This window comes from Vibrio sp. V15_P4S5T153, assembly GCF_963874485.1.
Lineage (GTDB): Bacteria > Pseudomonadota > Gammaproteobacteria > Enterobacterales > Vibrionaceae > Vibrio > Vibrio anguillarum.
In genome coordinates this window covers 1,176,092-1,201,458 of sequence record NZ_CAWNHR010000011.1, presented here as the reverse complement: position 1 = coordinate 1,201,458, position 25,367 = coordinate 1,176,092, and the positions used below count along the sequence as shown (strand labels likewise).

The following is a 25,367-nucleotide window of genomic DNA, read 5'->3' as shown; positions in this document are numbered from 1 at the left end:
CTTCCTAGTAAAGTGTCCAGTGGCGTTGTTGAATGCGGCTAATAAAGTGGCGCAAATCATGTTCTAGGGGACGATCTTCCACCACAAAATCAAAATCTTGTAACACGGCTAAGCGCATCTGCTTGATATTGTGACTCATGTGTTGCTCATCCAGCTCATGATGACGTTTGCGCAATTCTATTGCTTGGGTCGCTGCTAGCAGCGAGGCGGCCGCCACTTGTTCTGTCAGTTCAAGCACACGTAGACAATCACGCGCGGCAATGGTTCCCATGCTGACTTTGTCTTGGTTGTGACACTCAGTCGAACGTGAAAAAACGCTGGCAGGCATGGTATGTTTCAAGGCTTCGGCCGTCCACGCTGAAATGCCAATCTGCACGGCTTTAAAGCCGTGGTTGATCGGTTTTCTTTCGCCTTCTGCGCCAGTTAAGTTAAACGGTAAACCGTTGTTGAATTTGTAATCCATCAATTGCGCCATTTGGCGATCGAGCAAATCGGCTAGGTTAGCAACCTGTGTTTTTAAGGTATCCATTGCCATGGCAATGTGGCCGCCGTAAAAATGGCCGCCGTGCAGTACGCGTTCATTATCGCCATCGATGATGGGGTTGTCGTTGGCACTGTTGAGCTCATTTTCAATCAGTTGACGTAGCCACGGCAGTGCATCTTGTACGGTGCCAATCACATGGGGTGCGCAGCGCAATGAATAGCGATCTTGCAGGCGATCACTGTTGCGAGGTGGGCGTTCTGCTTGTAAGTCATCGCGTAGCCATGCTGCGATTTGTTGCTGACCAGGATGCGGCTTGACGGCAAATAGTGCGGCATCAAAATGGAAGTCGTTACCCTGAATACCGACAGACACCATGGCGGTAATTTTGGTGCAGAGTTGAGTTAAATACTCGGCGCGTTTATAGGCTAAACAGGCCAAAGCAGTCATGACTGATGTGCCGTTCATCAGCGCTAATCCCTCTTTTGGTTTTAGCTTGATCGGGCGAATACCCAGTTCGTGAAACACATCTTGAGTTGGGCGCATCTCACCTTTATAAAGCACGTCGCGCTCACCAATCAGTGTGGCCGCGAGGTAGGAGAGTGGCGTTAAATCGCCGCTTGCCCCGACCGAACCTTCTTGTGGAATACGAGGGGCGATATCGTGGTTGATCAAGGTGACGATTTGGTTAAGTAGTTCATGGCTCACACCAGAGACACCTTGCGCTAGTGAACACAAGCGTGTTGCTAATACTGCGCGAGATTGCTGATGGCTTAATACCTCGCCTAAGCCACAGCCGTGAAAGCGAGTCAAATGCAGTGGTAATTGGTCTACTAGATTCGGTGGAATGGCAACGGTGCATGAATCACCATAGCCGGTGGTTACGCCGTAAATCACGCCTTCTTCTTTTAAAAGTCGTTCTAGAAAAGCGACGCCGCGATCAATTTTAGCGGTGAATTCCGCTGAAGAATTGAGGTTGGCCTGCGCGCCTTGCGAAATCGCGACAACATCTTCAATGGTGAGGCGATCGACGCCAAAAGTTATGCGGTTATCTGTCTGAATCATCATGCTGCTGTTTACTTAGAGTCCAAAAGTTGAAAAAGTTATACCACTGCAGTGGAGCTTGCAGTGTGTAATGTTCCAGCCGATCAGCGTAGCGTTGTACTACCTGCGCTAGCGCCGCTTGTCGCTCTTTTCTCGGTAAATCTATGTTGTCGCTAAAGTGCTCGAAATAGACGTTAAAATGTGGAGTTTTAGAACGTTCGTCTCTTAAGCCAAACAAAAGGTAGACGGGAGCTTTCAACACCGAGGCCAACATAAAAGGGCCTTGTGGAAACGGCGCGGGTTGGCCTAAAAAATCGGCCCATACGGCTCGGGTCTCTTTGCTGGTGGACGTTCTATCTCCGACGATCACCACCCATTCTCCCTGCTCTATTTTCTGTTGAAGCAAAATAGCGGTATCGGGGCCCAAACGGCTCACTTGAATGAGGTTCAGTTCTGAGTTGGGATTGATCGCTTTCATTACCGCATTGAAGCGTTCGGCGTGCTCGGTGAAGACTAACGCATTGATCTTAATATGAGAATGCCGACGTCCCAGAGCGCGGCACAGTTCAATATTTCCAAGGTGAGATCCTAAAAGAAGCACACCTTGTTTTCGTTCTGCTAAAGTTTGGAACGATTCTTGACCATGAATGGTCAAATTTTTTACCGAAAAATCGCCTTTCCATGCCGCCAATTTATCCAGCATAGTGTGGCCAAAAGAGAGCAGATGGTTATAGCTAGAGAGATGATTTGGCAGCGTGATTTGGCGACGGTTTGCGTAGCTTTGTAAGTGCTGTAAATACTGTTCAGAGGCTTGGCGAGCTTGTTTTCCGGTAAGGTAGTAATAGCTCATTACAAGTTTCAGCATCAGGTTAAAAATCGGTCGCCCGAGTAGGCTATATACCGCCAGTAACGCTTTAATACCCAGAACCGTTCCTCGTTCTTGACGCTTTGACCAGTGCTGGTTTGGCTCTGCGCCACTTTTGTTGTGCCTGCTTTGGTTGCGTTTCAGCAGTTGAGGAATACGCGGTAACATGCCAAAAAATAATTTGCTGTGCATCCAACTGATTTTGACGTTATCCCATAGTGCATCGAAATGAGAGACGCCTCCTTCAGGATAAATGACGCGAGTTTCCACAAAATCGATATCGACCCCGTGCCAATACATGCGAACTAAGATTTCGATGTCGAAATCCATGCGCGTGCCGATCTTATGGTTATTGAGCACCTCAACGGTGAGGTCTACAGGATACGCGCGAAAACCACACATACTGTCTTTGATCGTAAAGGATAGCGTTTCAATCCAAACCCAAATATGCGTTGCGTAACGGCCATATAAACGCGCTTTGGGTACGCTGTCATCGTAAATCGGCTGACCAGAAATTAGGTGGTTTGGATGTTGCTTTGACGCGGCCAGTAATTTAGGCAGCGCTTGTAAATCATGTTGGCCATCGGCATCAATTTGGATGACGTGGCTAAACCCCAACTGCTGCGCTTGGCGAATGCCAGCCATTACCGCGCCACCTTTTCCTTGGTTTTGTTCTAGGGTAATGAGGTGAACATGTGTTTGCTGGGCGACGTTGCTCAACGCCTGTTTTGTTTGCTGATTGCTGCCATCATCAACCAGTAAAATGGGAAGTTCAAATGCGCTGAGTGATGAGACCACTTCTGCTACTGTGCTGCCGTGGTTGTAGCACGGAATTAAAAAACAAGCTTGATAATCAGCCACAGATTTCACCCAACTTCATTTTTCCTGATGAGTGAATGATGTTTAAACCCTCACGCTGCGAACTATAACTAAACGCGAGTTTCTGTTTTTCCTCATCCCAACTTAATGCCAGTTGAACGGTCATGTCTGGCAAGATAGGTTCTTGGAATTTGATCACTTCCATACCTTGAAAGCTTGTGGGTACAGATAAGTATTCTCGTGCATAGCGCAGTGCCCAATCGATTTGGGTAACGCCTGGCAGCAATGGAAAATGTGCAAAGTGTCCTGAAAAATCAATAATGTCGGCGTCAACGCGCAGCGTCAAATTCACCGTGTGAGGCTGAGTTTCAGCACATAATAATGTGGGTGTTCTTTTGGCCATAATCTATTGGGCTTCGTTATTTTTATGGTTGGAATAGTGTTTCTAGTTCAGCAACAAGGCGCTTACCTTGGCTGTTGAGAGGGATCTCTTTTACCACTCTAAAGCGTCGAGGTACAGCAATAGGTTCTAACCATTGGCGCAGTTCAGAGCGCAGCAACAGCCAGAACTTCCCCTTTCCAAGTTGAGCTAATTTTTCAGTGCCGCTGGCTGACAGTACAATCGCTGAGATTAAGATCAAACGTTCACCGTCTTGCTGTGGTAACACGGCTGTTTCACTGATCCACGGCAGTTGTTCAATACGCTGTTCCACTTCAACCAGTGAGATCCGTTTTTCTTCGATTTTGATGATGCGATCGGTGCGACCTTTCAAGGTAAAGTGCCGTTGGTCGGAAAACTCACATTCATCGGCTGTTTGATACCAATGATTCGGATCAATGTGTGCAGAGCGCAAGGCTAAGCAGTTCTCGCTGTTAAGTCTTGCTTCAACGGAGGGGAAAAGCTGCCATTGCTGCGTTGCACTGTGCTGTTGCCGAAAAGCGATGCCGCCAGTTTCCGTACTGCCATACACTTCGATAGGTCGTTGCCCAAACAGGGTTTTTGCGTGACAAGAAGCAGAGTAGGGAAGCGGGCCACCGGAAGAAAACAGTGTGCGCAGTGGGCTTGGCTGGTGCTCTTGTGACAAGCGTTTCAATAGCGCAGGGCTACTGATCAGCAGAGTGTCCGGATGCGCATGTGCGGTCACTTGTTCTGGAAATTCCAAGTTATGGCGGGCAAATGCTCGCCCTGCACACAGTGGCCATAACACACGAAATAGCAGCCCATAAATATGTTGATGAGAAACCGTACTTTCCACTTTTGCACCAATGAGCTGTTCGCCCCAAAGTTGCTCTAAAATGGCGATTTCAGCTTCAAGCTGCCGCAGTGTTTTGATGATAGCCTTAGGCTGACCGCTGGAGCCTGACGTAAACAGCGTCACGGTTTGTGTCTCTAATGAAAGTGGTGCAAAACAAACGGCTTCATCGCGCATGTCGTTGGGTAGCGCTAAATAGTTAAGAGAGAGAGTTGGCGTAGAATTGGGTATTGTTATTGCCTCATCACACAGCAACAACTCAAAGTGTTGGCTCAGTTCTGCCAGTGCCGCAGGTTGATAATTACCGGGCAGAATTAATGATTTTTGCGTGTAACAGACGGCGAAAAAACCGACTGAGAACCGATAGCTATCGCCAGCACACAGTGCAATATGATGTTCATTTCGCGACGCTAATTGCCGGCTTAGTTGGCTGACATCGGCGACAAAGTTTGCCCAGTTAATGGTGTTATTGAGGTCAAAAGCAACACAATGCGAATCGTTTCTTGGTGAGGAGAGTAACGTTGCAAGCGAGCAAAAATCGGGGTTGCCGAAAGTCATAGCGTACCTAGCCTTTGCGAATCCTTTGTCTTACTAGCCATTCCGTTACAAAGAGGCTGCCAGCAAGGAGATAACTGATCAATCCGTTATACAACGTCCAGATCTCGATAGATTGGAAGCAGGTATAAAGTGCGATGGCTCCATTCATGATGAAGTAGAGGCACCACACTTTAGTGACCGTGCGTGTGTACTCAATGCCACTTTGAGGAAGTTCAGGCTCTTGCAGTCTCGCCAGCCGTTCAATCACTGTTTGCGGTTGCGTTAGGCTCAAGGCAAAAAGAGCCAAAAGACATACATTAACCACAACAGGGTAAAACAGTAGCCAACCATGCTGCTGAAAGAGCATCCCCAAAGTCACCAAAGTGATACCAACGAACCCACTAATCCAAGCCAGTTGCTTCAGTTCTTGAAGTTTGGCTTGCCAACCAGAAAGAATTCTTAAAGCAAAAATAGCGGCTAAGAAACCCCCTATAGCTTGCAAACCAAACTGATTAATCCCGAAGTAGACCGCGAGTGGGTAGGTAAGCAGGACGATTGCAGACAAAATCGTCAGCAATCGCCGCATTAGCTTTCCTTAACAAGTTCAATAACCGATTCCACTACATCATTGACGGTGCGAACGGTTTTAAACTCTTCAGGCTTGATTTTTTTGCCAGTCACTTTTTGTAAGTGAACGACAAGATCTACAGCATCAATACTGTCGAGATCGAGATCTTGATAAAGGTGAGCGTCTGGTTGAATATCGGCTTCATCAATTTCAAATAGTTCAACGAGAGCTTCTTTAACTTGATCAAATACTTGTTGTTGGTTTACTTCTGTCATAACGCTATCTATTTATTAGTGGCTAGTTTGAGATGAAATATAATTTGCTAAGTTTGCCACTGATGCAAAGTGTTGGCGAGTATTGGAGTCATCAGCGTCAATGACGATATTATACTTCTTTTTAATGGCCAAACCGAGCTCTAAAGCATCGATAGAATCTAAACCTAACCCATCGCCAAAAAGTGGTGCGTCAGTTTCGATATCGTTAACTGAGATATCTTCAAGATTTAGTGCGTCGATAATGAGCTGTTTTATTTCTGTGTGTAGTAATTCCACTTCAACCTACTTATATAATGTTCTAGCCGTTTTGAACAAAACCTTGATATACACTTCCCCACTTAAAGTTGCAGCGGTGTTGGCTACGTTCGCTCACCCCAATCATATCGTTATCTATACGGATGGGGACTTACTCACTTTCCGCTTCGCTGCAACTTGACGTTATGGGTCGATAACTTCAATAGTTTTGTCATTTCTGGTTATTGTTTTGGGGGAAAATCACCTCTGCAAGGTGGCGATTTAAACGTCGTGCTGCAGTGGTGGGGTTATCAGCACCTTCAATAAAAGGTGTGACGGCAACTTTACCCTTTATCTCCACATGGAAAAAGGGTTTGGTTTTAGGAACTTGGTACCACTTTTGCTCTTTTGTGAGAAAACTCGGAGAAACGGTAATATGTACGATGCGTAAGTCTCTTTGAGTTCGGATTGCGATTTGCGCCGCACCGCGCTGCAATTTGGGTTTAACACCGGGTGTGGTTCGCGTGCCTTCAGGGAAAATCAATAATACGTTTCCGCGGCTCATGCGTTCCTCGCACACATTTAACAAATCATCAGGTGTTTCATTTGGGATATAACCTGCGGCTTGAACAATCCGTTTCATAAAAGGATTGGCCCAGATAGCTGACTTAACCAAGCAATCGCACTGATGAAGTTGTGATGCAATGAGAACATAATCAATTAAGCTTGGATGATTGGCGATAATAAGGCAGCTTTTATCCTGTTTTAATAGTTCTGCGTTGGTTATTTTATAGTCGATGGCACCTGTTAATTTCATCAACTTACAAAATATATTGAATGAGTTTTGGATTGATTTTTGAACTTTATATTCTCGACGATCTGTTTGCGATGAAAATAATGCAATCAGTGGGATAATAATAAAACTCAGCGTTAATCCGCCTAAACCAAATATAAAAAAACAAAAACCTGTAGCAGCAATACGCCAGTAGCGGTTGAACTCTAACATTTTCGTTGCCATTTCCAAGCGCTTTGCGAGCCCTCAATGATCCATTCAGATTTTTCTGACAAATAGTGGTGAAGAAACGACAATGCTTGCGGCTGTTGTGGCTTGGTATCAGATGTCTGCATAGAGAGTGTAAAATCTGAACCGTGAGACAGGGTTAACCCTAAGGCATAGCCTTGAAACTGCCACTCTTCGTATTGTTGGTAGTCGCTAGGTAATGGCTCATCAAAATCAACCAACAGCACTTTGTGACTAGGGTGTTCATTTAAATAGAGCCAAGCTTCTAATATGGCACTTTGAAATGTGTTTTGTGCTGCTGCAATCGAGGTTAACGGGATCGGTTGTTTTGAAGCGATGGTTGCTAGGCCTGCCGCTGTATTATGAACAGATTGTGAAAACGCCATTGGTGAGGCTTCTTCGCCAATCAATATCGACTTCACGATTTCAACGCTACGATGAAGCTCGCCATGACGACATGAAAATACCATGTAATCAATATGTTGTGATTCTATAGCAGTCAGTGCAGTCTGCACGGCTAATTTGCTCAAACTACTCATTCTGCGGCGCATCATAGGAGGAATATGGTCTGTGTTGAGCGTATTATCGTCAGGCCAAATCTCTTCTCTTGCCCAATTTTGCCAATCAGAAGGGTGAGATAAGCCTGCAGAATTTGCAACCCAAGTATCAATATTTAACGTGATTATTTGCTGTTGATTTGACATAAGATATTGCATTGTTTTTGATAGGGTTAAATACTATGGCACAAGATTATTCTTCGCAACTATAAACGTTTGTATCCTTGACTTAAATATTGATTTTTAAGAATTGAGTCGAACTTAGATTAAGTGTTTGGATATTGTTCACAAATTAAAGTTAGGTTTTAATGTGTTAAATCAAAAAATAGATCCTTATAACGCTTTAGAGGCAAAAACCGAAGCTCAAAAATTATCTTTTGCCCCCATCGTTTTTCATACGGCGCGTACATTACGTGACTTAGGCATATTGGCTGCATTAGATAATGCTGGCGAAAAAGGTTTAAACGCAGAACAAATTGCTCAAGAAACGAGCGTGTCAGAGTATGGCGTTAAAGTATTACTCGATATGGCCATCAGTGCCCACATTGTTTTATGGGATAAACCGAATTATTCGTTGGCTAATCTAGGCATTTTTTTGCTGCATGATGGGATGACGCAAGCCAATATGGATTTCACGGCAGACGTTTGTTATGCCGCCATGATGCACTTAACTGAATCGATCACCGAAGGCAAGCCTGCTGGTCTGAAAGAACTCGGCGATTGGGATACCATCTACCAAGGTTTATCGCGTTTGCCCCAGCAAGCTAAAGACAGTTGGTTCAAATTCGATCACTTCTATTCCGATCGTTCTTTTCCTATTTTGCTGAAAGAAGTGTTTCGTAAAAAACCGAAACATTTGGTCGATATTGGTGGCAATACGGGTAAATGGGCACTGCAATGTTGTCACTATGATTCAGACGTTGAAGTGACGATTGTGGATCTGCCACAACAGTTGGAAATGGCGATGGCTAACGCGCAGCAACAAGGTTTTACGCAGCGTATTCATCCTTTTCCAGCCAACATGCTCGATAAAGAACAACCGTTACCAAAAAATGCGGACGTGTGGTGGATGAGCCAGTTTTTAGACTGTTTTTCGCCAATGGAAATTTTGAGTATTTTAAAACGCGTTCGCGCCAATCTTTCTGCATATTCGACGGTTTATATTTTGGAACTGTTCTGGGATTCACAGAAGTACGATGCGGCTTCTTATAGCCTCAATGCCACCTCTTTGTATTTTACCTGCCTTGCAAATGGTAATAGTCGCTTCTATCGCAGCGAAGATTTCTTAGAAATCGTTCAAGCAGCAGGATTACAGGTGATCAAACGGACCGACAATATTGGCCTTGGCCACACCTTGTTAGAGCTAAAAGCCCAAGCTTAATTAAAATCGATGCGAGTCAATTCATGAATAAAGAGATAACTCAAGTTGTTATCATTGGTGCGGGCCCTTCGGGTTCGACTGCCGCGGCATTACTCCATGCGCAAAACATACGTGTGTTGGTTATCGAAAAAGCACTTTTCCCACGCTTTTCTATTGGCGAAAGCTTATTACCTGCTTGTATGGAAGTGATAGAAGCGGCGGGAATGTTGCCTGATGTTATGCGTGCGGGTTTTCAATATAAAAATGGTGCAGCCTTTCGAAAAAATGGTGTATACGCTCAGTTTGATTTTACCGACAAATATTCGAATGGGCCGGGAACCACTTTTCAGGTACAGCGTAGTCAATTTGATAAAGTATTAGCGGATTCTGCTGTTAAGCAAGGGGTTGAAATTCGTTATCAACATCAACTGACGAATATCGAATTTGAAGAGAATAAATCACAATTATTGGTGACGGATCAACACGGCATAACGTATCAAATTGAAGCCGACTTCGTGCTGGATGCCAGTGGCTTTGGCCGAGTATTGCCTAAGTTACTCGGTTTGGAAGAGCCATCGTGTTTACCTCCGAGAAAAGCCATCTTTACCCATATCATTGATCATATCTCCCCTGAACAACCAGACTACGACCGAAACAAGATACTGATCTCCGTCCATCCGCGTAATCCTGACGTATGGTACTGGCTCATTCCTTTTTCTAACGGCACATGTTCATTAGGTGTTGTCGGTGAACCGTCGTTTTTTGACGGCTATCCAAGTGATAAAATTGCGGCGATTCAGCAGTTGGTGAATGAAATGCCTGAGCTGGCAGAACTGCTTTCGAAGTCCGAATACCCTAATCCTGCTGGTGAGCTAGGCGGCTATTCTGCAAATGTTAAGCAGTTGGCCACGGTAAATTATGCGTTATTAGGCAATGCTGGTGAATTTTTAGACCCGGTGTTTTCATCAGGTGTAACGATAGCCATGAAATCGGCTCAGTTAGCCGTGTCTTGCGTTGTACGCCAACTAAAAAAAGAAAGTGTAGATTGGCAGCAAGAGTATTCTCAGCCATTAATGGTGGGAGTGGATACGTTCCGCACTTATGTGGAAGGTTGGTACAACGGCATGTTACAAGAGGTGATTTTTTACCAAACGCCCAACCCAAGAATAAAGCAGATGATTTGCTCTATTCTTGCAGGATATGCTTGGGATCGTAGTAATCCTTATGTCGCTGAGCATCAACGACGCTTATCAAGTTTAGCTGAAATTATTCGTACTTCATCTCATTAATAATATCCGCACCGAAATTATGTTTTGGTGCGGATATGCATCTTTCATTCTAATTTTATGGGTTTATTCTCTTGTAAGATTATTCCTACACCGCATTAACGTGTTGATAAATATGTATTTTAACCAGTTTTGTTCTGATGCCCTATTCTTGGCAATGACGAGCAGGATCGTTAAACTAGTTGGATATTGGAATCAATATCACGAGAATGAATTTGTTACGTATCTACTTGCTGTTAATTTTAGCAATTAACATATTTTTTAATACTGTTTATGCCGCCGATTATTTATCAGATTCGGAACGTACCTATTTAAAAACAAAAAAAGTCATTGTAATGGGTGTATTGTCTGAACCTTGGCTACCTTATTGGGGCGGCATTGAGAATACAATCGGTATTCAGCATGATTATGCGGTAGGGATAGGAAAAGAGCTTGATGTCAAAATTGAATATCGTAGCTATCAATCGATAACTGATCTTGTCGCTGCTGTGCATGGTGGTGATGTGGATTTTGCCATTGGTTTTAGCAAAACAAAAGAGAGAGAAAAAAATATTTTATTTACCTTGCCACTCTATAATAACCTACGAGTAATTTGGCTAAGGGACAAAAAATTAAATCAGCAAGATATGAATCATTTGAAATGGGTTTGCGTACAAGGTTCATCTTATTGTGAAACATTAGAGCAGAGCCATTACCCACACATATTACTAGCACAAAGTTTCTTAGAATCATCAGAAATGATGAAGCAAGGTTTAGCCGATGCAACGATAACCAATTATATATCACTCAATCATTATATCAGCCCTAATTCTGGATATGACGGTGAGATTATTGCAGATGGTCGATTAGGTGTCGAAATAAATAGAATCATTTTGCCGATGAAAAATAATGAATTAAAAAACATTTTCGATAAACTCATTCTTGCTGAAGCAACTGGAAATACAGCTAATAAGATAGACTCGACTAATATTTATTTTTTGAATAATAAAGACAGCCTAAAATTATTAAGTCAAGAAAATAGCAATCAAATTGTCAGATACACCATAGAAGAAGATATATATCCACTCTCTTATTGTGATGAGGGTGATAATCAGGTGAAAGGATATGTCCATGATTTACTCAAGCTCATTGAATCAAAAAGCTTCCTTAAATTTCAGTATGTACCGGCCAATGGCAGAGATATTAGACAGATGCTTATCGATAATGAAGTTGATTTATTGCCTTCATTAAGTGTCGATGATATCGATAATCGTGATTTTATAGCGACCCCATCTTACACTAATTTGCAATTTGGTTATGTGGTCACTAAAAAGCCTTTTCAACAGAAAAAATTAGCGATATTAGATCGTACTGGTTACTTATATAGCCACTTAAAAATCTATGAAGATAATAAAAAAGTTAAAGTTTATAGAGATCTTAAAAAGGTTATTCTAGATTTAAAATCAGGTAAGATAACCCATGCCTTAATGAATCAAGATATTATAAATCAGCAAATGGCATATCTTGGTGATAAGTTCTTGATACTTCCAGCAATAGATAATGAAGGTTACTCTATTAATATCGGTATGGTCTTTCGAAAGGATGAGTCGATATTGTTTGAAATGCTCAGCCGATCTTTAACTATGGTAACTGAGTCTGAGATTAATGCACTAAAATCACTCCATAAGAAAGTGAATGTGAATTATGGTTATGATAAGCAGCAAGTTATAATCTATTCTTTGATTGCAATGTGTATTTTTTTGTTTTTATTATTATTTGGAATAATTATATTTTATAAGTTAAAAAGTTCCTTAAAATACAGTCAAATCAGTTCAAAACTTTCAGAAGTTCAAGTGCAATGGCTGACGGATTTGCTCGATAAAATACCCAGCATGATCTTTATTTCAGATGTGAATGGGAAAGTAGTGTTATCTAACCGTTCATATAAGCAATGTAGCAAGGCTTCTCTAATTAGTGATGATGTGAATTGCCTCATATGTACTGGCATCGGATCTGTCGATCTGTCGAATAAACACTATCAGATTGATGAGAAATATTATGTCATTAATCATGAATCGATTGCGCATCCCAAGAGTGGGGATACTCATTACTTGACCGTTTGCAGTGATATCACAGAACTCAAGCTCTCAGAATTAGCATTACGTGATTCTAATAATAAGGCACTAGAAGCCGTAGATGCGAGGAATCATTTTTTAGCTGTAATGAGTCATGAGCTTAGAACGCCAATTGCGGCCATGCTAGGGTTGATGGAGATTTTATCAACTCGAATTAAAAACGATGAGAGCCGTTTGCTATTGACGAATGCAATTCGTTCTGCCGAGAGAATTAAGCACCATGTCCATGAGATTTTAGATTTTTCAAAAATGGAAGCTCAGCAATTACAATTAGATATACGCCAGCATAATATTTTAGAAGAGTTATGTCCCACCATTAGAAGCTTTGAAGCGAGTGCTAAGTTGAAAGGCGTTGAGTTCGTTGTTGATTGGGTGCCGACAGCTATTATTTACGCAAAGTTTGATGCGTTACGCTTAAATCAGGTTCTTACCAATGTATTAGCCAATGCTGTTAAATTCACTACGGCAGGTACGGTTTCGATCCACGTTGAATTGACGGAAGAACAGATAGTCTTTGCCGTAAAAGATACGGGGTGCGGAATGAATGAAGCGCACTTGGATTCGTTATTTAAGCCATTTATGCAAGCGGATAAAACCATTACTCGCCAATATGGTGGTACTGGGCTTGGTATGTCAATAGTATCGAATTTAGTCAATCTAATGGATGGTCATATCACGGTTTCCAGTACGCTGAATGAGGGGACTCAAGTAACAATAGTGCTTCCCATTTGTGGTGAGCCGCTATCTGAACCGTTGAGTCAACGTAACTACCGTTGCACTAACGAACGCATTATCGAGTGGTTGAAGTGTTGGCAAGTTTCGGTGAGTCAAGGTGGTGTATCCTTGGTCGATTTTGACGCGATAATGACCAAAAAACATCTCTATCCTGACCTGCTTATTGATAAGATAAAAGATAGTGAACAAGTGCTGGTTCAACCGAAAAAAATGAAACTTTGTGGGCATGTTTTGGTGGTTGATGATGACGCTATTAACCGTTTGTTATTAAAAAAACAGCTGCATGAACTTGGTGTGCAAGCAACCATTGTTGGTGATGGAGAAGAGGCATGCCACCTTTTACAAAGCGAAGACAGCCAGTTCGATTTACTACTAACGGACTGCCATATGCCTAAAATGGATGGTTTCGCTTTAGCAAGATTTGTTAAAAATAATATTCCGCAAGAGAGATATAAGGTGGTTATCGGTTGTACGGCGGAAGACTCACGGTTGATCGCAGAGAAGGCTTACCAGTCAGGTATGGAACACGTGCTGTATAAACCCTATTCGTTGGCGTCGCTGTATACTATGTTGAGTGGTTATCTTTCTATGTATCCTTTAGTAAATGCTGACTCAAAAAGCTGGCTTGAGAGCTTTTTACCGGGTGAAAAAAGTGAAATTGCTTCTGTTGTGGCAGAATCTTTAGCGGCCGAGGTCGATAGACTCGAAAAGCATGATTCTGATTACAAAATGATAGCTCATCGTGTTAAAGGCTCTGCCGGGGCGCTTCAACTGGATTATCTCGCGAGTCTTGCGGTTAGCTTGGAGCGCGAATTAGAACCACAAGCTGTTGTATCTGCAAAACAACGACTGATAATGGAAATTAAAATCGTGATTACACAAGCACAAGAATGGTTAGATAAACAGCAACGAGTAGATGACGAATGAACATTTTGATTGTCGAAGATGATCGAATTCAAGCCACGAGTTTGAAACTGAAACTCAGACAACTTGGGTTGAATAACGTCGATATTGCAGCAAATGGACACCAAGCGTTGGCTTTATGCTTGCGCAAAGAGATATCACTGGTTTTTTGTGATATTCATATGCCGGAAATGGACGGAGTTACGCTTTTGTCGATGCTTGGGGATAAACATCCTTCACTCGGAATTATTATATTGAGTGCTGTTGATGATGCTGTGTTAGACCTTACTTATAACATGTGCTGTTTAGCGAGCTTTAATTTTGTCGATGTTTTACGAAAACCCTATTCTATTGAGCAACTTGAAACCGTGATTCATGCGTTTCATGTGAAGTGTGAACAACAGGCCGCAAGCATTACGCCTATCTCATTAGGGTACAAAGAGATAGAAACAGCATTCAGTGAAGATTGGTTATTCAATTACTATCAACCTCAGTTTGATTTTAAAACGGGTGCCATGGTTGGAGTCGAGGCACTTGTCCGATTAGATCACCCAGTTCATGGTGTATTAAGCCCTGCGCATTTTCTGCCTCTTATTGAAGAGCTGAATTTGATGGATAAGCTGTTTTTAATTGTTTTGGATAAAGCATTATCGGCTTTAGGCAGTTTGTCAGCCGATCTCCAGTTATCAATCAATATCTCCCAGAGTAATTTACAACAGCTGATCTGTGACCCCATTCTTACTCTCTGTCACAAATACGCGTTTCCCACCGATAAACTTACGCTCGAGCTCACAGAAGATCATGTCTATAACGGTACGACAGCATCACTGGCTAATCTTGCGCGTTTAAGAATGCATGGTGTTGGTTTATCCATTGATGATTTTGGCACAGGCTACGCCTCTCTAAGTCAGCTCTCGAAATTACCCTTTACAGAACTTAAAGTAGATCAAAGCTTTGTCCGTGATCTCTCCACCAATTATAAAAACCAGCAACTCACCAACATGTGCTTATTGCTAGCGCAATCCTTAGGCTTGCATTGTGTTGTCGAAGGTGTGGAGGATGAAGATACTTGGCAATATTTACGTCATTTAGGCGTGGATACTTGTCAAGGTTATTATTCGGCGATGCCGATGCCGATTGGCGATCTCGCTGAACTGTATAGCAAAAATATCAGCAAGCAGTTAAGCCATCAAAGTATTGAAGATGGTGTGTATTGCTTATTAGTTGGAGAAAATTCGACTAGCGCTAATGCCCTAAGAAAAATGTTGATGAGAGAAAAACGCGTTACGCAGGTGGTCGTTGCCAGTGATCTCGCTTGCGCTGTAAAGAGATTGCGTGATTTACCTTTTAATTTAGTGGTTGTGGATAGCTACTGCAGTAAAGACGCTAGTTTGCAGTTGCATCAGCATATTGAATCGATGAATTTTAAGGGAAGACTTATTTTTCTCAATGAATATCATGAAGCAATATCTGCAGAACTTGCACATGCGCGCCACATTGTGAAATCAGCTGCATTGACTGACACCATTCAGAGCATAATGGGGGAGGTTGGGCGAACAGTTAATTTTCAACCTAGTTTTCGACTCAATGAAAGACTATCCAGCAGAGAGTTGAGTGTGGCAAATTTGTTGATTCAAGGTTTGACCAATAAGCAGATAGCTAATCAACTGGATATTAATCAGAAAACAGTCAGTACTTACAAAGCGAGAATTCAAAGTAAATTGGGCATTCGTTCGGCCATGGAGCTGATTCGTTACATTGAGCTCGATCATCTTAGTGCCAGTTTGAGCATCGCTTAAACTGAATGTCGATTTGCGTAAGCATTAGATTACACTTTTCGGTGAAAGTGTTTATTTATTATTACCAATCAACACGTTGTTAATTTATTGTTAATCGATTTTAGTGACACTCTTCACGGATTTTATTTTCAGATGGCAGGATTATCCCTTTAAGTTAGATCTAACGTAACTAAGATGTTAAAAAAAGGCTGATTTTCCAGTGAAACGTGCTGAAAATGTACTCAACACTAGATGATTTAGCACTATGGTCTGACCAGATAGCGCTTGGTAACTTTAATTCACTGAGTTTGAGTTAATTGTTGGGCTATTTATCTATTCCATTAGGTAAACCATGGAATTATGCATTTTTTTGCTACGATTTTATGGCAAATTACTTCAATGGTTGCTAATGTGTGCCGCTATCCTTAGGAGTTTTTAGATTTTTCTGCTTAGTTTTTGCGCTAAATAAATCTAAAGTTCTAGCGATGCTAGAGAGCTCTCAAGGAAGTCATGGATGCAAAAATAAAAACTTGGAGTTTATGCATGTATAAAAATAAAATCACCCAAGCCCTTCTTCTAGGGGCGGGTATGGCAGTGGCTGCCACTTCTACTTTTTCTATCGCGGCTGATGTTCCAGCCGGCACCAAATTGGCCAAAGTTCAGGAAATCGTTCGTGGTAACGGTACTGAAGTCGCCACACTCGATCCTCACAAATCCCAAGGTGTTCCTGAGTCGCACGTAATTCGTGACTTATTGGAAGGGCTTGTGAACCAAGACGCGGATGGTAAAACCATTCCTGGGGTTGCAGAAAGTTGGGAAACGGCAGACAACAAAACATTCATTTTCCATTTGCGCAAAAATGCAAAATGGTCAAATGGTGATCCTGTCACGGCTGGTGATTTTGTTTTCAGCTTCCAACGTGCAGTCGATCCTGTAACGGCTTCTCCTTATTCTTGGTATATGGAATATACTAAGATGAAGAATGCAAAAGATATTGTGGCAGGAACGAAAGACAAAAGTGAGCTTGGTGTTAAAGCTAAAGATGACCACACACTCGTTGTTGAGCTTGAAGATGCTGTGCCTTATTTCGTCATGATGATGGGCCACACAACCGTGAAACCCGTTCATAAAGCAACCGTAGAAAAGTTTGGTGACCAATGGACCAAGCCTGAGCATTTTGTTGGTAACGGTGCCTACGTTGTTGATCAATGGGTTGTCAATGAGCGTTTAGTACTAAAGCGTAACGAGCAATACTGGGACAATGACAAAACAGTCATTAACAAAGTTACCTTCCTGCCTATTGAAAACCAAGTATCAGAAATGAACCGTTTCTTATCAGGTGAAATCGATATCTCTTATGAATTACCCACCGAGCATTTTAAGCGTCTGAAGAAAGAGCATCCAGAATCAGTATCGATTCAGGGTAACTTGTGTACTTATTACTACCTGTTCAATACCAAAAAGGCACCATTTGACGACGTTCGTGTGCGTAAAGCGATTTCTTACGCTATCGACCGTAACATTGTGAGTGATGCGATTTTAGGTCAAGGCCAAAAACCAGCTTATTTCTTAACACCTGAAATTACGGCGGGCTTTAATCCTCAAATGCCAGCATATGGCAAGATGACGCAAAAAGAGCGCGATGCAGAAGCGGTAAAATTGTTGGCTGAAGCGGGCTTTAATAAAGACAACCCTCTGAAATTCAGCCTCCTCTACAATACATCGGAAAACCACAAGAAAATCGCTGTAGCACTGGGTTCTATGTGGAAAAAAACGCTCGGTATTAATGTCGTATTAGAGAACCAAGAGTGGAAAACCTATCTAGATTCTAAAGATCAAGGTAACTTTGAAGTGGCACGTGCTGGTTGGTGTGGTGACTATAATGAAGCGTCTTCATTCCTAACCTTAATGGTGAGCAATAACACCACGGGTGGTTTGCACTACCAAAGCGCTGAATACGATGCAATTATTGATAAAGCGTTAAAATCAACCTCTGAAGAGGAGCGCACTAAGCTATATCTGGATGCAGAAAAACTATTAACCAAAGATATGCCGATTGCCCCTATCTATCAGTATGTTAAATCTCGTTTATTATCTCCTAATGTAGGCGGCTTCCCGATGAATAACGCGGAAGAGAAGATCTACTCAAAAGATCTTTATATCACAGCAAAGTAAGTCCACTTACGCTGATAAAAATATAACGACTTAGACACTGCATGTAGCTATCTTCAGATAGTAATTTACATGCAGCGTCTTTCTAATTTTCATTGTCACAGACTGAAAGAGTGAGTTTATGCTTAAATTCATCGCAAAAAGGATATTAGAAGCGATACCAACCATGTTGGTGTTGATCACGGTATCTTTCTTTCTCATGCGTTTCGCTCCTGGTAACCCATTCTCAAGCGAACGTCCTTTACCACCGGAAGTGATGGCCAACATTGAAGCCAAATATGGCTTAGACAAACCCGTGTCTGAGCAATACTTCACCTACTTGACCAATATTTTGCAAGGTGATTTTGGCCCATCATTCAAATACCAAGATTATACGGTGAATGAATTGATCGCCGTTGCCTTGCCTGTCTCGGCAAAAGTCGGCTTTATCGCTTTTATTTTTACCGTTATCGCGGGTGTTTCCATTGGTACGATTGCCGCACTAAAACACAACACTTGGATTGACTACACCATCATGTCGACGGCAATGATTGGCGTGGTGATGCCGTCGTTTGTTCTCGCCCCAGCTTTAATTTATCTCTTCTCCTTGCATTGGAAAATATTCCCAGCTGGTGGTTGGTTAGATGGAAGTTTCCAATATTTAGTACTGCCAGTGCTGGGTATGTCGATGCTCTATATTGCCACCTTTGCCCGTATCACCCGTGGTTCAATGATAGAAACACTCAACAGTAACTTTATTCGCACGGCACGCGCGAAAGGGTTGAGTTATCCCTATATCGTTGTTAACCATGCTTTGAAGCCAGCTTTACTGCCTGTTGTGTCGTATATGGGGCCTGCATTTGTCGGTATTATTACGGGGTCTGTGGTGATTGAAACGATTTTCGGTCTACCGGGTATCGGTAAGCTGTTTGTTAACGCTGCATTTAACCGCGATTACTCATTGGTGATGGGTGTAACCATTTTAATTGGTTTCCTATTTATTCTTTTCAACGCCATTGTTGATATTTTGCTTGCGGTCATTGACCCGAAAATTCGCTACTAACAGGGACGTATGGTTATGTTAACGAAAAGAGAAAACCTAGCCGCGGTTGAGAAGTTTTCTGAAAACTTAGAAATAGCTGGCCGCAGCTTATGGCAAGATGCGCGAATTCGCTTTATGCGTAACAGAGCGGCAATGGTCAGTTTGTGTATTTTGACGATGATGACCCTTGCGGTGATCGTACTACCGATGATGGCCCCGTATACCTATGACAATACGGACTGGTATTCAATGCACGTTGGGCCCAATGCGGATCATTGGTTCGGCACCGATAGCCTTGGGCGTGATTTGTATGTGCGTACCTTAGTTGGTGGGCGAATTTCGCTGATGGTTGGCGTAATGGGCGCGCTGGTTGCTGTTCTGATCGGCACACTTTATGGTGCGGCGTCGGGCTTCATCGGCGGTAAAGTAGACCGCATTATGATGCGTATTTTGGAGATTCTATACGCTGTTCCTTTCATGTTCCTTGTGATTGTGTTGGTCACGTTTTTTGGCCGCAATATCGTACTTATCTTCGTCGCTATCGGTGCGATTGCATGGCTTGATATGGCGCGAATTGTGCGTGGCCAAACCTTGAGCCTACGCAGCAAGGAGTTTATTGAAGCGGCGCATGTGTGTGGCGTCAGCAACTGGAAAATTATTACACGTCATATTGTGCCAAACGTGTTGGGTATTGTAGCGGTCTATTCGACGCTGTTGATCCCAAGTATGATTTTGACAGAGTCATTTTTATCTTTCCTTGGTCTTGGTGTTCAAGAGCCGATGACAAGCTGGGGAGCACTTCTACAAGAAGGTTCACAAACAATGGAAGTCGCTATTTGGCAACTTGCTTTTCCAGCCGCGTTCATGGTGGTCACCCTGTTTTGCTTTAACTATGTCGGTGATGGTCTGCGCGATGCGCTTGATCCTAAAGACCGATAATTAAAAGATTAAGGAAGCAATAATGAGCTTATTAGATGTCAAAGATCTGCGGGTCGAATTTACCACTCAAGATGGTATTGTTACCGCTGTCAACGATTTAACTTTTTCACTGGAGCAAGGCGAAACCCTCGGTATCGTAGGGGAGTCTGGCTCTGGTAAATCGCAAACCGTGTTCGCTATTATGGGTCTACTTGCCAAAAATGGTATTATCACGGGTAGCGCAAAATTTGAAGGGAAAGAGATCCTCAATTTGCCAGAAAAAGCCTTGAACAAAGTGCGCGCTGAACAAATTGCGATGATCTTCCAAGATCCAATGACGTCACTGAATCCTTATATGAAGGTCAGCGAGCAGTTGATGGAAGTGCTGATGCTGCACAAAGGAATGAGTAAGTCGGCTGCGTTTGAAGAGTCGGTACGTATGCTAGAGGCGGTTAAAATCCCCGAAGCGCGTAAGCGAATTACCATGTATCCGCATGAGTTTTCTGGTGGTATGCGTCAACGCGTTATGATTGCAATGGCGTTGCTATGCCGGCCTAAGTTACTGATTGCTGATGAACCCACCACCGCATTGGACGTAACGGTGCAAGCCCAAATTATGGATTTGTTGAATGAACTCAAAAGCGAATTTAATACCGCCATTATCATGATCACCCATGATCTGGGTGTGGTTGCGGGTTCATGTGACAAAGTATTGGTAATGTATGCTGGGCGTACGATGGAATATGGCTCTGTGGATGAGATTTTCTACAACCCGAGTCACCCTTACGCTGAAGGCTTATTAAAAGCCATTCCTCGTTTGGATACGGAAGGTGAAATATTACCAACAATTCCTGGAAACCCACCTAACTTGCTACGATTGCCACCGGGTTGTCCTTATCAAGAGCGCTGCCACCGAGTGACAGAACGCTGTAAACGTGAAGCACCTATTTTATTGCCATTTGCCGATGGTCGCCAACGTGCCTGTTTTTCTGATTGGGAGGCTTGGGTTAAATGAGCGAACAAAAACCATTATTACTAGATGTAAAGAACCTCAAAGTTCACTTCAATATTGCCTCTAAATCCGCGTGGCCGTGGTCTAAACCATCCAACCTAAAAGCCGTAGATGGCGTTAATGTGCGCCTATATGAGGGTGAAACTCTCGGTGTAGTAGGCGAATCAGGTTGCGGAAAGTCTACTTTTGCGCGAGCGATCATTGGTTTAGTCGAAGCCACCGAGGGTGAAGTGGTGTGGCTAGGAAATGATTTGACGAAAATGCATGAGGTTGAGCGTCGCAAAACCCGTAAGCAAATTCAGATGATTTTCCAAGACCCACTGGCGTCATTGAACCCAAGAATGTCGGTTGGCGATATTATTGCAGAGCCACTTCAAACCTTTTATCCAGAACTTTCGAAGCAAGAAGTAAAGGATCGTGTAAAAGAGATGATGACAAAAGTCGGTTTATTGCCGAACGTCATTAACCGCTATCCCCATGAATTCTCTGGTGGCCAGTGTCAACGTATTGGTATTGCCCGTGCGCTCATTTTAAAACCGAAAATGATCATCTGTGATGAGCCAGTTTCTGCTTTGGATGTTTCAATCCAAGCGCAGGTGGTTAACCTGCTCAAAGAGCTGCAAAATGAGCTTGGTTTAAGTTTGGTTTTTATTGCCCATGATTTATCGGTAGTGAAACACATCTCTGATCGTGTACTCGTGATGTATTTAGGCAATGCGGTCGAGCTTGGCACCTCTGAGGCGTTGTTTGCGAATCCATCACACCCTTACACCAAAGCTTTGATGTCGGCTGTGCCAATTCCAGATCCAAAACTGGAGCGTGCTAAGAAAATTCAGATGCTAGAAGGGGATTTACCCTCGCCAATCAACCCGCCTTCTGGATGTGTTTTCCGTACCCGCTGTCCTCAAGCGACGGAAATTTGCGCCCAGCAAAAACCGCAGATTAAAGGTAGTGATGAACATGCTGTGTCTTGTTTGCATGTCGAACTCTAAATTTAGCCTGTGACAGGCTTAAGCGCGACGAATTTCTGGGTCGCGCTTTTTTTATCTGTGCGCTTAGGTATAGACAAATCGGGTATAGATAAATCGCACTGTTCAAAATTTCTGAATAACAAGGACAACTTCCTCCGGTTTTACCATTTTCTATCCTACTTATAATAAAAAAGTCATCGGAATGAGGAGTGGAGATTATGGGAAAATTAGTTGAAGGCGTCTGGCACGATGTTTGGTATGACACCAAAAGCAGCGCTGGGCATTTTGTACGCGAAGATGCAGGATTCAGACACTGGGTCGACAGCCAGCCAGATGCACGATTTCAACCAGAATCGGGCCGTTATCATTTGTATGTCTCTTTGGCATGCCCTTGGGCTCACCGTACATTGATTTTTCATCAACTCAAATCACTCACCGAACACATTGATGTCACTGTCGTTTGTCCTGACATGCTAAGTGAAGGTTGGTCTTTTGGTATCCCTGAACCTCTGTTCGGCTATACCAAGCTCCATCAAATCTACACCAAAGCAAAGGTAGATTATTCAGGGCGAGTAACTGTACCTGTGCTGTGGGATAAGAAGACCAATACCATTGTTAGCAATGAATCTTCTGAGATTATTCGCATGTTTAACAGTGCTTTTAATGAGTTAACGGGTAACCAGCACGACTACTATCCGCAAGTACTCAGCAAAGCTATCGATGAATGGAATGCGTATATCTACCCCAATATTAATAATGGCGTTTATCGATGTGGGTTTGCGACCACGCAAGAGGCTTATGACGATGCTTATGATGCACTTTTCACTGCGTTAGATAAGGTCAACAACCATCTAGCAACGCATCGTTACTTGATCGGTAACCAGATCACCGAGGCGGATTGGCGTTTATTCACTACACTTATCCGTTTTGACGCTGTTTATGTCGGGCATTTTAAATGCAATAAACAGCGGATCGCCGATTATGAGAACTTAAGCGGTTACTTAAAAGAGCTGTACCAAATTGACGGAATCAAACAAACGACCGATTTTTACCACATCAAACGCCACTATTATTTCAGCCATATCGGCATTAACCCAACGCAAGTGGTACCTAAGGGGCCGGATCTTGATCTTGATACGCCCCATGAGCGCGGCTTTATTGGGTTATAACGAGGGTGGAAGTGTGCTATAAAAAAGGCTCTTATGTGATACATAAGAGCCTTATAATCAGCAAGTTAAGCTAAGAATTTTATTTTGTTTCTTGGCTTGCTTGAATCGCCGTCAACGCGATTGTGTAAACAATATCGTCAACCAACGCACCGCGAGACAAATCGTTTACTGGTTTACGCATGCCTTGCAGCATTGGACCGATAGAAACAAGGTCTGCTGAGCGTTGTACAGCTTTGTAAGTTGTATTACCTGTGTTTAGGTCAGGGAAGACAAATACCGTTGCTTTACCAGCGACTGGAGAGTTTGGTGCTTTAGAAGCCGCCACGTTTTCCATGATTGCAGCATCGTATTGCAAAGGACCGTCGATAATAAGATCTGGACGTTTCTCTTGAGCAATGCGCGTCGCTTCACGCACTTTATCTACATCAGCACCCTTACCTGATTCACCTGTCGAGTAGGAGATCATCGCCACGCGCGGGTCAATGCCGAATGCTGCCGCAGAATCGGCCGATTGAATCGCAATTTCAGCAAGCTGTTCAGCATTTGGATCTGGGTTGATGGCGCAGTCGCCGTATACCAACACTTGATCAGGCAATAGCATGAAGAAGATAGAGGATACAATCGAGGCATTTGGCGCGGTCTTAATGATTTGGAATGGAGGAACAATGGTGTTGGCTGTGGTATGAACCGCACCAGAAACCAAACCGTCAACTTCATCCGCTTCAAGCATCATTGTGCCAAGGAATACTGAATCTTGCAGTTTTTCACGAGCCACAACTTCCGTCATGCCTTTTGAACCACGCAGCTCAACCAAGCGAGCAACGTAGTTTTCGCGCACTGAGTCAGCATCGATAATTTCAACGCCAGCACCTAACTCAACGCCTTGCTGCGCAGCAACACGGCGGATTTCATCAGGGTTACCAAGTAGAACACAAGTCGCAATACCGCGCTCAGCACAAATAGAGGCCGCTTTCACTGTGCGTGGTTCATCCCCTTCAGGAAGCACAATACGTTTACCTGCACGACGAGCATACTCAGTTAACTGGTAACGGAATGCTGGCGGGCTAAGGCGACGAATACCTTGCGTGCCCTCAGTGAGCGAATTAATCCAAGGGCCATCGATGTGGCTAGCAACATGATCGCTGATGAACTCGATACGTTCTTTATCGTCAGCTGGAACTTCTAGGCTAAAGCTTTGCAGGTTGAGTGACGTTTGCCAAGTGTTACCTTGCGCTTTAAAAATAGGCAATCCGCTTTCAAAGGCTGGTTTACATAGGTTCACAATCTCTTGTGGCATATCGTAACCGCCAGTCAGCAGTACCGCACCAATTTCAACGCCATTCATTGCGGCCAGAGAGGCGGCAACAATCACGTCAGGACGATCGGCCGATGTCACTAAGAGTGATCCTGGCTTAAAGTGCTCAATCATGTGTGGCAAAGAACGCGCACAGAAAGTGATGCTCTTAATACGGCGAGACTTAATTTCACCTTCATTAATGATTTCAGCTTTCAGGTGTTTGGCCATATCAATAGCACGAGTCGCGATAAGATCGATACTCCAAGGCACACAACCTAACACACGAATTGGGCTGGTGTTGAAGATCTGCATCACTTCTAAATTAGCTTGTTTCGCGCTATCTGCATCATCAAAAATTTCTGATAAGTCAGGGCGAGTGCGACCTGCTTCATCAACAGGGGCATTAAGCTTGTTGATAATAACACCTGAAATGTTTTTATTTTTTGTTCCACCAAAGTTTGAGCACGCAACTTCAATACGCTCTTTCAACTGAGTTGGGTTGTCTGTTCCCGGTGTCGCGACAAACACAATTTCTGCGCCCAGTGTTTTGGCAATTTCTGCGTTCACTTGGTTCGCGAATGGGTGTTTGCGTGTTGGCACAAGGCCTTCAATCAGCGTTACTTCAGAATCTTTATTGATGTGGTTGTAACGCTCAACGACGGTTTCAAGCAACACATCCATCTTTTCGCTACCGATCAACGTTTCTGCCGCTGACATCATCATCGGTTCTGCAATGCTGATGTCGCTGTTGCGACCGATAATCGTTGAAGTGAGATCAGGTTGATCGCCACCCGAGCGAGGTTGTGCAATAGGCTTATAAAAAGAAACGCTAACACCTTTACGCTCCATGGCGCGAAGGACACCCATGCTCACGCTGGTAAGACCAACACCAGCGCTGATAGGGATAAGCATAATAGTACGGGACATGAGTAGAGTACCTCAAACTATTGAAATCAATCTAACCGAAACTAGATTGA

General features: G+C 43.3%; 20 protein-coding genes. 10 read left to right on the top strand and 10 right to left on the bottom strand.

The window, feature by feature from the left end; all coding sequences use genetic code 11:
• Positions 1 to 4: 4 nt before the first annotated feature.
• The 9 genes from AACT42_RS07275 to AACT42_RS07235 all read right to left on the bottom strand — a co-directional run bounded on the left by AACT42_RS07275 (position 5) and on the right by AACT42_RS07235 (position 7,813).
• Positions 5 to 1,549 carry an HAL/PAL/TAL family ammonia-lyase gene (locus AACT42_RS07275; RefSeq protein ID WP_017050415.1) on the bottom strand — a complete coding sequence of 515 codons (1,545 nt, stop codon included), beginning with the start codon at positions 1,547 to 1,549 and terminating at the stop codon, positions 5 to 7.
• Positions 1,530 to 3,260 (bottom strand): glycosyltransferase family 2 protein, encoded by a 1,731-nt coding sequence (locus AACT42_RS07270; RefSeq protein WP_081989654.1) that lies wholly within the window; start codon positions 3,258 to 3,260, stop codon positions 1,530 to 1,532. The genes AACT42_RS07275 and AACT42_RS07270 overlap by 20 nt, the downstream gene beginning before the upstream one ends.
• Positions 3,244 to 3,612: an ApeI family dehydratase gene (locus AACT42_RS07265; protein WP_017045145.1), complete on the bottom strand. Its 369-nt coding sequence runs from the start codon at positions 3,610 to 3,612 to the stop codon at positions 3,244 to 3,246. The genes AACT42_RS07270 and AACT42_RS07265 overlap by 17 nt, the downstream gene beginning before the upstream one ends.
• Before the next feature lie 22 nt (positions 3,613 to 3,634).
• Positions 3,635 to 5,020 carry an AMP-binding protein gene (locus AACT42_RS07260; RefSeq protein WP_094132834.1) on the bottom strand — a complete coding sequence of 462 codons (1,386 nt, stop codon included), beginning with the start codon at positions 5,018 to 5,020 and terminating at the stop codon, positions 3,635 to 3,637.
• Between the two features lie 7 nt (positions 5,021 to 5,027).
• The gene (locus tag AACT42_RS07255) at positions 5,028 to 5,585 is read right to left on the bottom strand and encodes a septation protein IspZ (protein WP_017050412.1); all 558 of its coding nucleotides are present in this window, start codon (positions 5,583 to 5,585) and stop codon (positions 5,028 to 5,030) included.
• On the bottom strand, positions 5,585 to 5,842 hold the full coding sequence (locus tag AACT42_RS07250; RefSeq protein ID WP_013856486.1) for an acyl carrier protein: 258 nt from the start codon (positions 5,840 to 5,842) through the stop codon (positions 5,585 to 5,587). Before AACT42_RS07250 ends, AACT42_RS07255 begins: the two co-directional genes overlap by 1 nt.
• Before the next feature lie 15 nt (positions 5,843 to 5,857).
• Entirely contained in the window at positions 5,858 to 6,118 is a 261-nt protein-coding gene (locus AACT42_RS07245) for a phosphopantetheine-binding protein (RefSeq protein WP_013856487.1), read from the bottom strand.
• 190 nt (positions 6,119 to 6,308) lie between these two features.
• Complete coding sequence (locus tag AACT42_RS07240) at positions 6,309 to 7,082, bottom strand: lysophospholipid acyltransferase family protein (RefSeq protein ID WP_026028155.1); 774 nt, start codon at positions 7,080 to 7,082, stop codon at positions 6,309 to 6,311.
• Positions 7,076 to 7,813: a beta-ketoacyl synthase chain length factor gene (locus tag AACT42_RS07235; RefSeq protein WP_094132836.1), complete on the bottom strand. Its 738-nt coding sequence runs from the start codon at positions 7,811 to 7,813 to the stop codon at positions 7,076 to 7,078. The genes AACT42_RS07240 and AACT42_RS07235 overlap by 7 nt, the downstream gene beginning before the upstream one ends.
• 115 nt (positions 7,814 to 7,928) lie before the next feature.
• On the opposite strand from AACT42_RS07235, the gene AACT42_RS07230 reads away from it, so the two are divergent.
• The 10 genes from AACT42_RS07230 (at position 7,929) to AACT42_RS07185 (ending at position 23,093) form a co-directional block, all read left to right on the top strand.
• A complete protein-coding gene (locus AACT42_RS07230; protein ID WP_013856490.1) occupies positions 7,929 to 9,035 on the top strand; it encodes a class I SAM-dependent methyltransferase in 1,107 nt (368 codons plus the stop codon).
• A gap of 23 nt (positions 9,036 to 9,058) precedes the next feature.
• Positions 9,059 to 10,303: an NAD(P)/FAD-dependent oxidoreductase gene (locus AACT42_RS07225; RefSeq protein WP_094132838.1), complete on the top strand. Its 1,245-nt coding sequence runs from the start codon at positions 9,059 to 9,061 to the stop codon at positions 10,301 to 10,303.
• Positions 10,304 to 10,509: 206 nt separating this feature from the next.
• Positions 10,510 to 14,076 carry an ATP-binding protein gene (locus AACT42_RS07220; RefSeq protein WP_094183106.1) on the top strand — a complete coding sequence of 1,189 codons (3,567 nt, stop codon included), beginning with the start codon at positions 10,510 to 10,512 and terminating at the stop codon, positions 14,074 to 14,076.
• Positions 14,073 to 15,851, top strand: a complete 1,779-nt coding sequence (locus AACT42_RS07215; RefSeq protein ID WP_017048098.1) for an EAL domain-containing protein — start codon at positions 14,073 to 14,075, stop codon at positions 15,849 to 15,851. Before AACT42_RS07220 ends, AACT42_RS07215 begins: the two co-directional genes overlap by 4 nt.
• Positions 15,852 to 16,373: 522 nt before the next feature.
• Positions 16,374 to 18,005 (top strand): ABC transporter substrate-binding protein, encoded by a 1,632-nt coding sequence (locus AACT42_RS07210; RefSeq protein ID WP_141192786.1) that lies wholly within the window; start codon positions 16,374 to 16,376, stop codon positions 18,003 to 18,005.
• A 118-nt stretch (positions 18,006 to 18,123) separates the two neighbouring features.
• The gene (gene oppB, locus AACT42_RS07205) at positions 18,124 to 19,044 is read left to right on the top strand and encodes an oligopeptide ABC transporter permease OppB (RefSeq protein WP_013856495.1); all 921 of its coding nucleotides are present in this window, start codon (positions 18,124 to 18,126) and stop codon (positions 19,042 to 19,044) included.
• 15 nt (positions 19,045 to 19,059) lie between these two features.
• Positions 19,060 to 19,962 carry an oligopeptide ABC transporter permease OppC gene (gene oppC / locus AACT42_RS07200; RefSeq protein ID WP_026028150.1) on the top strand — a complete coding sequence of 301 codons (903 nt, stop codon included), beginning with the start codon at positions 19,060 to 19,062 and terminating at the stop codon, positions 19,960 to 19,962.
• 22 nt (positions 19,963 to 19,984) lie between these two features.
• On the top strand, positions 19,985 to 20,956 hold the full coding sequence (locus AACT42_RS07195; RefSeq protein ID WP_010319733.1) for an ABC transporter ATP-binding protein: 972 nt from the start codon (positions 19,985 to 19,987) through the stop codon (positions 20,954 to 20,956).
• Positions 20,953 to 21,945, top strand: coding sequence for a murein tripeptide/oligopeptide ABC transporter ATP binding protein OppF (oppF, locus tag AACT42_RS07190; protein WP_010319732.1), 993 nt, complete (start codon positions 20,953 to 20,955; stop codon positions 21,943 to 21,945). Before AACT42_RS07195 ends, oppF begins: the two co-directional genes overlap by 4 nt.
• Positions 21,946 to 22,142: 197 nt before the next feature.
• Entirely contained in the window at positions 22,143 to 23,093 is a 951-nt protein-coding gene (locus tag AACT42_RS07185) for a glutathione S-transferase family protein (protein ID WP_094132232.1), read from the top strand.
• 79 nt (positions 23,094 to 23,172) lie between these two features.
• On the opposite strand, the gene pta is transcribed toward AACT42_RS07185, so the two are convergent.
• Entirely contained in the window at positions 23,173 to 25,317 is a 2,145-nt protein-coding gene (gene pta, locus AACT42_RS07180; RefSeq protein ID WP_013856498.1) for a phosphate acetyltransferase, read from the bottom strand.
• Positions 25,318 to 25,367 lie beyond the last annotated feature (50 nt).

Excerpts from the sequence above, each read along its gene's own strand:
- AACT42_RS07235 (WP_094132836.1), bottom strand. The coding sequence starts at position 7,813 with ATGCAATATCTTATGTCAAATCAACAGCAAATAATCACGTTAAATATT.
- oppF (WP_010319732.1), top strand. The coding sequence starts at position 20,953 with ATGAGCGAACAAAAACCATTATTACTAGATGTAAAGAACCTCAAAGTT.
- AACT42_RS07250 (WP_013856486.1), bottom strand. The coding sequence starts at position 5,842 with ATGACAGAAGTAAACCAACAACAAGTATTTGATCAAGTTAAAGAAGCT.
- AACT42_RS07265 (WP_017045145.1), bottom strand. The coding sequence starts at position 3,612 with ATGGCCAAAAGAACACCCACATTATTATGTGCTGAAACTCAGCCTCAC.
- oppB (WP_013856495.1), top strand. The coding sequence starts at position 18,124 with ATGCTTAAATTCATCGCAAAAAGGATATTAGAAGCGATACCAACCATG.
- AACT42_RS07275 (WP_017050415.1), bottom strand. The coding sequence starts at position 1,549 with ATGATGATTCAGACAGATAACCGCATAACTTTTGGCGTCGATCGCCTC.
- pta (WP_013856498.1), bottom strand. The coding sequence starts at position 25,317 with ATGTCCCGTACTATTATGCTTATCCCTATCAGCGCTGGTGTTGGTCTT.
- AACT42_RS07185 (WP_094132232.1), top strand. The coding sequence starts at position 22,143 with ATGGGAAAATTAGTTGAAGGCGTCTGGCACGATGTTTGGTATGACACC.
- AACT42_RS07220 (WP_094183106.1), top strand. The coding sequence starts at position 10,510 with ATGAATTTGTTACGTATCTACTTGCTGTTAATTTTAGCAATTAACATA.
- AACT42_RS07225 (WP_094132838.1), top strand. The coding sequence starts at position 9,059 with ATGAATAAAGAGATAACTCAAGTTGTTATCATTGGTGCGGGCCCTTCG.
- AACT42_RS07210 (WP_141192786.1), top strand. The coding sequence starts at position 16,374 with ATGTATAAAAATAAAATCACCCAAGCCCTTCTTCTAGGGGCGGGTATG.
- AACT42_RS07240 (WP_026028155.1), bottom strand. The coding sequence starts at position 7,082 with ATGTTAGAGTTCAACCGCTACTGGCGTATTGCTGCTACAGGTTTTTGT.
- AACT42_RS07260 (WP_094132834.1), bottom strand. The coding sequence starts at position 5,020 with ATGACTTTCGGCAACCCCGATTTTTGCTCGCTTGCAACGTTACTCTCC.
- AACT42_RS07195 (WP_010319733.1), top strand. The coding sequence starts at position 19,985 with ATGAGCTTATTAGATGTCAAAGATCTGCGGGTCGAATTTACCACTCAA.
- oppC (WP_026028150.1), top strand. The coding sequence starts at position 19,060 with ATGTTAACGAAAAGAGAAAACCTAGCCGCGGTTGAGAAGTTTTCTGAA.
- AACT42_RS07255 (WP_017050412.1), bottom strand. The coding sequence starts at position 5,585 with ATGCGGCGATTGCTGACGATTTTGTCTGCAATCGTCCTGCTTACCTAC.
- AACT42_RS07215 (WP_017048098.1), top strand. The coding sequence starts at position 14,073 with ATGAACATTTTGATTGTCGAAGATGATCGAATTCAAGCCACGAGTTTG.